Source organism: Chryseobacterium sp. SIMBA_029 (assembly GCF_046535275.1).
Taxonomy (GTDB): domain Bacteria; phylum Bacteroidota; class Bacteroidia; order Flavobacteriales; family Weeksellaceae; genus Chryseobacterium.
In genome coordinates this window covers 1-277 of the sequence record NZ_JAWRXA010000236.1, presented here as the reverse complement: position 1 = coordinate 277, position 277 = coordinate 1, and the positions used below count along the sequence as shown (strand labels likewise).

Here is a 277-nt window from a genome sequence, read left to right as displayed (position 1 = left end):
CAATAGACAGAAAGAGCACCATTTTAATCATCTGCCTTTTATCATGCATTACAATGATTGCTTTTTTGTGGATCATGGCCAATTTTTTGTTTATGCCATTCTTTCTTCTTTTAATAATAATTATACTTTTTTCTTTTTCAAAATTAAGATATCTTGAAGTTGAACTTAATGAATATGAGATGACAATAAAAAGTTCAGATCCTTTGATGCAGTTTTTTTTTAAGTCTTCCCGCATGAAATATTATAAACAAGTTGTAACAAATTATCGTCTTAAAGG

At 27.4% G+C, this 277-nt stretch carries 1 protein-coding gene; it reads right to left on the bottom strand.

The features are described 5' to 3' along the window. On the bottom strand, nucleotides 1–235 hold a 235-nt coding region (locus SB679_RS23960), incomplete at its 3' end, for a hypothetical protein (protein WP_410704742.1). Nucleotides 236–277 lie beyond the last annotated feature (42 nt).